The sequence below is a fragment of the Georgenia sunbinii genome (genome assembly GCF_036421875.1).
GTDB lineage: Bacteria > Actinomycetota > Actinomycetes > Actinomycetales > Actinomycetaceae > Georgenia_B > Georgenia_B sunbinii.
On record NZ_JAZGOL010000005.1, the window covers coordinates 288,835 to 296,987 of the forward strand.

At 73.2% G+C, this 8,153-nt stretch carries 4 protein-coding genes and 2 pseudogenes; 2 read left to right on the forward strand and 4 right to left on the reverse strand.

Going from position 1 to position 8,153, the window contains the following annotated elements:
- Window positions 1–12 precede the first annotated feature (12 nt).
- Both V2J52_RS14115 and V2J52_RS14120 read right to left on the reverse strand, forming a co-directional pair.
- On the reverse strand, window positions 13–285 hold the full coding sequence (locus V2J52_RS14115) for a DUF7218 family protein (RefSeq protein WP_331228355.1): 273 nt from the start codon (window positions 283–285) through the stop codon (window positions 13–15).
- A 69-nt stretch (window positions 286–354) separates the two neighbouring features.
- Complete coding sequence (locus V2J52_RS14120; protein ID WP_331228356.1) at window positions 355–1,128, reverse strand: DsbA family protein; 774 nt, start codon at window positions 1,126–1,128, stop codon at window positions 355–357.
- Between the two features lie 360 nt (window positions 1,129–1,488).
- On the opposite strand from V2J52_RS14120, the gene V2J52_RS14125 reads away from it, so the two are divergent.
- On the forward strand, window positions 1,489–2,094 hold the full coding sequence (locus V2J52_RS14125; RefSeq protein WP_331228357.1) for a class I SAM-dependent methyltransferase: 606 nt from the start codon (window positions 1,489–1,491) through the stop codon (window positions 2,092–2,094).
- Window positions 2,095–2,497: 403 nt separating this feature from the next.
- Window positions 2,498–4,204, forward strand: coding sequence for a VaFE repeat-containing surface-anchored protein (locus V2J52_RS17060; RefSeq protein ID WP_434056433.1), 1,707 nt, complete (start codon window positions 2,498–2,500; stop codon window positions 4,202–4,204).
- Between the two features lie 39 nt (window positions 4,205–4,243).
- Here the strand turns inward: V2J52_RS17060 and V2J52_RS17065 are convergent.
- Window positions 4,244–7,132: pseudogene (locus tag V2J52_RS17065) on the reverse strand (helix-turn-helix transcriptional regulator); the annotation flags it as partial.
- Between the two features lie 156 nt (window positions 7,133–7,288).
- Window positions 7,289–8,153, reverse strand: a pseudogene (locus V2J52_RS14135) (hypothetical protein); the annotation flags it as partial.

Here is an 8,153-nt window from a genome sequence, read left to right on the forward strand (position 1 = left end):
CCTGCGGCGCGATCAGTGGTCGCGCAGCGCCGCGATGAGCTCGTCCTTGTTCATCGAGGACCGGCCCTCGATGCCGATTTCCTTCGCGCGGTCCTGCAGCTCGTCGACCGTCCAGTCGTCGTAAGAGCCGGACCTGCCGCCCTTCTCGCCGACGTCGCTGCGGGAGCTGGCAGCGGCGGCGTTGGCGATCCGGGCGGACTTCTCCTTGGAGCTGCCCTCGTCGCGCAGCTCCTCGTAGAGCTCCTTGTCCTTGATGCTCGGGCCGGGGTCCTGCTTGCCGGGCATGACGTCGTCCTCTCGTCGGGGTCGGACGTCCAGCATCTGCCGCAGGCGCCCCGGCCGCGAGTCGAGCGCTCAGCCCACCGCCGCGAGCTCGCTCTCGATGACCTCACGGAAGACCTCGATGGGTTGAGCGCCGAGGAACGGCGTACCGCCGACGACGAACGCCGGGACGCTGGTGACGCCGACCGCCTGGCCCTCGGCGGCATCGGCCCGGACCGCGGCGAGCAGCGCGGGGTCGTCGAGGTCCTGCTCGAAGAGCGCGAGGTCGGCCACGCCCGCCTCTCGGGCGAGCTCGACGAGGACGTCGCGGGGCAGGTCGGGGTGCCCGCTCTCGGGTGCGGCATCGAACACCACGGTCTGGAACTGCCAGAACCTCTCCTGGTTGCCGGCGGCGCGTCCCGCGACGGCCACCAGCTCGGACTCCGCGCCGAAGATCGGCATGTCGCGCCACTCGACGCGGACCTCACCGCTCTCGACGTACTCCTCGAGGATCGTCGGCAGCGTCTCGCGGCCGAACTTCGCACAGAACGGGCACCGGTAGTCCGCGTACTCGATAAGCACGACCGGGGCGTCGACGGCGCCGACCGCCATCACGTCACCCTCGAGGCGACGCGCGAGCTCCGGCACGGTGGTCGGCTCAGCGTCCGCCGTCGGCGACGGCGTGGCGGGCTGCGGCGTCGCTGGGCTCGTCGGGCTCGTCGGCTCCGCGGCTGCGGTGCCGTCGCCGCCGTCCGCGCCGCGGCCCACGACGAGCGCGACGACCAGCCCGAGGATGACGACGCCGAGCGCCACCGGCATCCACACGCTCACCCGGCGTGGCGCGGCAGCGCCCTGACCCTGCGCCATGACCTGGCTCCCTCTGTCGGCAAGAGACTCTGCGGCCAGGATCCCACGTCGCGCGACGCCTCGGGACACGCCCGCCGCCCGCCACGGCGGTCGGCTCGACGAGCGCGGCCCTCCACCGCCGACCGCCGGCACCGCTAGGGTCGGCGGGCATGCAGCCAATGCCGTCCAGCGGGATGGTCAGCCTGATCTCGTTCCTGGCCGTCCTCCTGATCTTCTTCAGCATCGACATCCGAGCGCGCGACTCATCCACTACCGATCCGTGGCATCGTGCTCGGGGTGGAGATGCTCTTCCTGCCCGACCGGGACTGAGCCGGCCGGGCACCGCCACGCCGCCGCTCGCCGGGTGGGCATGATGGGGGCATGACCGAACCCAGTGCATGGACCCGGATGATCGAGGCCAACCCGGGACACTCCACGTGGTACATCGAACGGTTCCGCGCGCTCGCTGCCGCGGGCGAGGACCTTGCCGGCGAAGCACGGTTCATCGACGCGATGGTCCCCCGCGACGCCCGCGTCCTCGACGCCGGCTGCGGGGCAGGTCGGGTCGGGGGCTTCCTCGCCCGGGCCGGCCACGACGTCGTCGGCGTGGATGTGGACCCGACGCTCGTCGCCGCCGCCGCGGAGGACCACCCCGGCGCCCGGTGGTTCACGCAGGACCTCGCCGAGCTCGACCTCGCCGCCGTCGGCGTCACGGAGCCGTTCGACGCGGTCGTGTGCGCCGGTAACGTGATGACCTTCCTCGCGCCGAGCACCAGGCGCGAGGTGCTGCGCCGGATCCGTGCCCAGCTGGGCCCCGAGGGCCGCGCCGCCATCGGTTTCGGCGCGGGCCGTGGCTACGAGTTCGAGGAGTTCCTCGACGACGCCGGGTCCGCCGGGCTCGCGCCCGACCTGCTGCTCTCGACGTGGGACCTGCGGCCGTTCAGCGCCGACGCCGGGTTCCTCGTCGCGGTGCTCCGGGGCGCCTGAGCCCCGTCGCACGACCGGGGGCCCGCGAGGCCACCCGGCGCGAACACTCGCGCCGAACCTAGCCGTTCGGCTAGGGACGACTCAGGCGGTGCTTCGTAACGTCGCAACCATGTTGAACTCCGCCATCCCACGTCCCGCGCGCCGCGCGGGGATCGTCTTCGCCATCATCACCCTGCTGGCCGCGATGTTCTGGCTGCCCGCCGGTTCCGCGACCGCCGACCCGTTCCCGGCCGGCTACCCACGGATGGGGTCCACCGACGAGGCGCACACCGGCCTCCGGCTGCAGACCTCGTCCGGCCCGACCAGGACCACACTGTTCCCGCTCTACACCCAGCCGGGTGACGCCCCGGACCAGCTCGCCTACTGCATCGAGCTGTCCGTCGGCGCCCGGTACGACATCGACATGACGGTCGGCGGCTGGGACGACTTCCCCGGGACGAACAACTTCGCCACCGACGCCCGGGTGCGCGAGCACGTCGGCTGGATCGTCATGCAGTCCTACCCGCAGGTCACCGTCGCCGAGCTCGCCGCCCGGTCGGGCATCGCGGGCCTCACCGCGCAAGAGGCGATCGCCGGGACGCAGGCCGCGATCTGGTCCTTCACCGACTCCGCACCGGCAGCGGCCGGGTACACCTACCGCGGCATCGTCACCGACTGGGAGACCGACACCACCTCCGCGCCCGCGCAGCGGGTCGGCGCCCTGGTGGACTACCTCACCGGCGCCGCGAACGTCGGCCTGTCCGAGGTCGAGGGCCCGGCGATCTCGGCCGAGCCCGCGCAGCACAACGGGGTCGCCGGCACCCGCGTCGGCCCGATCCGGTTCGTGGCCACCGAGCCGACCGTCGTCGTGGACGCCAGCACCACCTACCCGCTCGTCGACGCCGACGGCGTCCCGGTCGACGTCGACCGCGTCCCCACCGGCACCGACCTCTTCCTCGACGTGCCCGCCGGTGCCCCCGCCGGTGCCGCCACCCTCACCGCCAGCATCGTCGGCCCGCAGCGCACCGGCATGCTCGTCACCAACACCGACCCGCGCTCGCAGACCCTGATGATCGCCCGCAGCGACCAGGCACGTGTCTCGACGACGGCGGCCGTCGACTGGGCCGCCGTCCCCACCCTCGCCACCACCGCCCGCGACGGGCACGACGGCGACAGCTTCCTGCCCGAGGACGGCCCGGCCGTCGTGGTGGACACCGTCCGGTACGAGGGACTGCTGCCCGGCACCGAGTACCAGCTGGACGGCGAGCTGATGCTTCGCGACGGCAGCGAGGGGCGGCCGACCGGTATCACCGCGACCACCCGGTTCACGCCGGCCGAGCCCGCGGGTTCGGTCGAGCTGACCTTCGAGGTCCCGGCCGGCCTGCTCCACGGGGAGGTCATCGTCGTGTTCGAGCACCTGTCCACCGACGGCCGCCCGGTGGCGTCCCACGCCGACATCGACGACGAGGGACAGACGGTCTACCGGCCCGCGATCGAGACCGACGCGTACGACCTGCTCGACCTCGACCAGATCCTCGCCCCCGGTGGCGCCACGCTTCGCGACGACGTCGCCTACTCCGGCCTGCGGGTCGGCGACCGGTACACGCTGCGCGGCGACGTGATGGACCACGCGACGGGTGAGCCGACCGGGATCACCGGCGAGACCGAGTTCGTCGCGCAGACGTCCTCGGGCGTGGTGTCGGTCGACTTCAAGGTGCCTGCCGGCTACGCCGGCACGACCCTCGTAGTCTTCGAGCGGCTCTACCTCCAGGGCGCCGACCGGCCCGCCGCCCGCTCCGTCCAGCCCGGTGAGGTGCTGCTGGCCACGCACACCGACCTCGACGAGGTGCGCCAGACGGTCGTCGTCGACGAGGAGCCGCCTCCGCCGCCCCCGGGGGACACCCCCGACGAGGAGGAGCCGGCCCCGCCGCCCGCGGACGACGAGACGCCTCGTGACCAGACGCCGCCGCCGGCCGCGGACGAGGAGCCGGTGCAGCACGAGGTCAGCAGCACCGAGCAGCTGCCGGCTACCGGCGCCTCGGTCGCCGGCGGCTGGGTCGCGCTGCTGCTCGCCGTCGTCGGTACGGCGCTCGTCGCCGCCGCCCGGCTGCGCCGGACGCAGCTGAGCTGAGCCTCGGGCCCGGCCGGGCCCGTGCAGCACTCGTGCGACCTCCGCCCGCGAGGAGATCTGCAGCTTGCGGAGCACGTTCGAGACGTGGAACCGCACGGTGGCCTGGGAGACGACGAGCGCGTCGGCGATCTGCCGGTTCGACCAGCCGTCGGCCAGGTGGCGGGAGATCTCCTCCTCCCGCGACGTCAGCTCGCCGACCAGCCGGCGGTGCTCGAGGTGGTCCTCGTCGTCGAGCAGCTCCAGGGCCGCCCGGGCCCGCGGCAGGTAGGCCGCGGCGCCGATCCGGTCGAGCACCGCGCAGGCGGACAGCAACGCCCCTCGCGCCTCGCGCGGGCGCCCCCGCGCGATGAGGAACTCCCCGTGGTCGAGGAAGGTCAGCGCGGTCGGCAGCGGGTAGGTGCGGTTCTCCAGCGCCTCGCGGTAGCGCTGCTCCGCCCGCGGATGATCGCCACGAGCCTGGGCCAGCCGGGCCTCCAGCCAGGCCAGCGTGCCCCAGTACTCGTGCCAGCGGGTCCCCCGCCACCGCGCCAGGTCCCCGATGAGCGCCTGCGCGCCGTCGAGGTCACCGAGGGTGATCATCGCGTGGGCGCGGTAGGTGAGAAAGCCACGCCGGGTGTTGACGATCGTCGCGGCCCGGGTGCTGCCGGACGCCGCCAGCACCGCGGCCGGGTCGCCGCCGGCACGGGCCACCTCGCAGGCCGCCATCACCCCCATGTCCGGCGCGTAGCCCTCCCAGACGATCTCGTCGAGCACCCGCGCCTGCTCGGCGTGACGGGCGGGGTCCCCCGTGCCGGTCATCGCTGCCATGTACGCCCGCAGTGCCGCGCACATCGGCCGGGACTCGACGTCGAGCACGTCGTAGGAGATGTCCTCGATGACGGCAACCAGGTCGGCTGCCGCACCGAGCTCCCCCAGCAGCACGAGGCAGTCGGCCAGCACGGACCGGGCCGTCCCGGCCGCCCACGGCTTGGCGACCCGGTCGAGCAGCTCGACCGCCGCCGCGGCGGTCGCCCGGGCCGCCGGGAGGTCACCGGTCGCGGCCTCGGCGCCCGCGACGCTCACCAGCGCGTCGACCTTGATCGGCCCGGCCGGCATGGCGTCGATGTCGCCTCGCAGCGCCGTCAGGGACCGCCGCACCTGCGCCATGTCGTGCTCGCGCTGGAAGTGCACCAGCTCGTANACGCTCACCAGCGCGTCGACCTTGATCGGCCCGGCCGGCATGGCGTCGATGTCGCCTCGCAGCGCCGTCAGGGACCGCCGCACCTGCGCCATGTCGTGCTCGCGCTGGAAGTGCACCAGCTCGTAGCTCGCCAGCAGCAGCGAGTACTCCCGCGGCGCCACCATCCAGCCGAGCCTCGGGTCGGTCAGCTCGGCCGGGTGGGTGGGTGCCAGCGCGAACAGCGCCTGCGCCTGGGCGATGAGGCCCATGGCCGGGGACGGGTCCCCGCTGCGCATCGTCATCAGCACGAGCATGAAGGCCAGGAACGCCTGGATCGTGCGGTCGTCCGGACCTGCGCTCGGCGCGAGCAGCATGGCGGCGACCCGCTCGTGCGCGAACGGCTGGTCGACGCGGTGCGCCCCGACCATGATCACGAGGAACTCCCGCAGCAGGCTCGGCGGCAGCTGCTCCAGCTCGGGCAGCAGGTCGAGCAGCAGGTACCCGCTCTTGTCGCGCAGGTTGACCAGGCACAGGTCGACGAGCAGCTGCTGCCGGACGTCGCCGGCCGGGGCGATGGTGAGAGCGCCGCGCAGCACCTCGCTGGCGTTGCCGAACCCTCCGTGCTCGACGGCGTCGCGCACGTAGCGGTCGAGCTGCTCGTGCAGCCCGTCGTCCCACTGCCGGGCGCCCCGCAACGCGTGGCGGACCGAGCGGTAGCCGTCGGTCACCTCGGCAAGCACCCGGAACACGCGTTCTGCCCGGCCGGGCTCGACCGTCCCCCGCACGGCGTGGGCCACCAGAGCGTGCGCCGGGATGATCGTCGCCCCGAAGCCGGACTCCGAGAGCACGCCGACGCCGATGGACTCCTCGAGGTGCACCGGCTCGCCGAGCGTGGCGGCCGCGGTGGTCAGGTCGGCGCGTGAGATCTCGTGGCCGGCGAGACAGACGATCTCGGTGGTCGCCCGGCCCTGCGGGCTCAGGCTCCGGTAGCGGCTCAGTAGCGGGTTGCGGGCCGGGTCCGCCCCCCGGATCGGGATCTCCCAGGTGAGGTGGAGCTGGGCGACCTCCGCGGGGGTCAGCTGGGCGAGGACGCCGTCGACCGCGAGGAACGAGCCACCGGTCTGGTTGCGGAGCAGCTGGGCGGTGCGCTGCGCGATCCCCACCCCGAACCGGTCGACCGCCAGCACTCGGATCTCCTCCTCCGTCAGCGGCATGACGTGGTGGACGTCGTCGAGCGGGCTACCGGCGATGGACTGCGCCAGGTGCTCGTCGATCGAGCCGGGCTGGTGCGGGCTGCGCGCGCCGACGGCGACCAGCACGTTGCGCCGGGCGACCCGCGGGATGAGGTAGCGCAGCACCGTCACCGACTCGGCGTCGATCCAGTGCGCGTCGTCGATGACGACGACGTGGCCGGCCGTGGCGTCCTGGCGGGTCAGCCGGCGCACACACTCCTGCGCGACGGGGATCGGCTGTGTCCGGGCGTCTGGCTGGAAGTCCCAGTCCGGGGCCAGCCCGCTCGCCAGCAGGCGTTCGACGAAGCTGTAGGGCTCGCCGTGCTCGACCTCGTCGGCGCTGACGTAGGTCACCGCCCACCGGGCGTCCCGCTGCGCCTGGCGAACCATCTCGCGCAGCAGGAAGGTCTTGCCCATGCCCGGCAGGCCGTGGACGAGTAGCGTCATCCCGCCCTGGGTCCAGGCCTGGTCCAGGGCGCGTGCGACGTACTGCTGCCGCGAACGCATCGGCGTCATCGGCTGGGTTCTCGGCGGCATTACCGGGACGCTAGCAGCGGACCGGTCCCGCCCGGGCGGGGCGTCGGACCCGCGAGATGGCGCGGCTGCGGTCGACCCGGTTGGCGCGACGCCGGGCACGCACAGGGGCCCGCAGCCGTCGTGGCTGCGGGCCCCCTGCTGCTGGCTACCGCCGTGTCAGAAGGCGCTCACCTGCCAGGCGAACGTCGTCGGCGCGACGGGCAGGCCCGGACGACGGACACCGAGGGTGTCGGTGCCGTTGCCGTCCCAGTCGCCCACGATGACGTCGTCGCTCGCCCGGCCGAAGGTCACGCGGATGTCCGCGTCACCACCGTTGAGCGAGTTCTTCACGTGGTAGGTCGCACCACGACGGATGGCGAAGGTGTCGTTCCCGTCGCCGTCCCAGTCCCCTGCCAGCGTGATGTCCGCGGCCCGCCCGTAGGTGACGACGCGGTCGGCGTCGCCCGGAGCGATGGCGTTCTTCACGTGGTAGGTCGCGCCACGACGAACGGCGAAGGAGTCGCTGCCGTCGCCGTCCCAGTCGCCGACGAGCACCTCGTCGGTCGCCAGACCGTAGTGCACGACGACGTCGGCGTCGCCGCCGACCAACCGGTTCTTCACGTGGTACGCGTTGCCACGGCGGACCGCGAAGGTGTCGCGGCCGTCACCGTTCCAGTCGCCCACGAGCACCACGTCGCCGGCCCGGCCGTAGCTGAACACCAGGTCGGCGTCTCCGCCCTGGTTGCCGTTGGTGACGTGGAACACGTTGCCGCGCCGCAGCGCGATGGTGTCGACGCCGTCGCCGTCCCAGTCGCCGATGAACACCTCGTCCACCGAGCGGCCGTACTTGAAGAAGAGGTCGGTGACGCCCTTCCAGCCGTTGCTCAGGTGGAACTCCAGCGCCTTCGACGGCGGTACCGGCCCGCCGCCGTCGGTGCTGAAGGTGTGCGACCACTCGGTGGTCGCATCGTCGGCCAGCTCGAAGCCCTCCAGCGCACGAGCCGTGACAGTCACGGTCCCCGCACCCTCGTACGACCCGGCC

Coding starts and splice junctions, on each gene's coding strand:
- V2J52_RS14125 (WP_331228357.1), top strand. CDS start 1,489: ATGACCGAACCCAGTGCATGGACCCGGATGATCGAGGCCAACCCGGGA.
- V2J52_RS14120 (WP_331228356.1), bottom strand. CDS start 1,128: ATGGCGCAGGGTCAGGGCGCTGCCGCGCCACGCCGGGTGAGCGTGTGG.
- V2J52_RS14115 (WP_331228355.1), bottom strand. CDS start 285: ATGCCCGGCAAGCAGGACCCCGGCCCGAGCATCAAGGACAAGGAGCTC.
- V2J52_RS17060 (WP_434056433.1), top strand. CDS start 2,498: ATGACGGTCGGCGGCTGGGACGACTTCCCCGGGACGAACAACTTCGCC.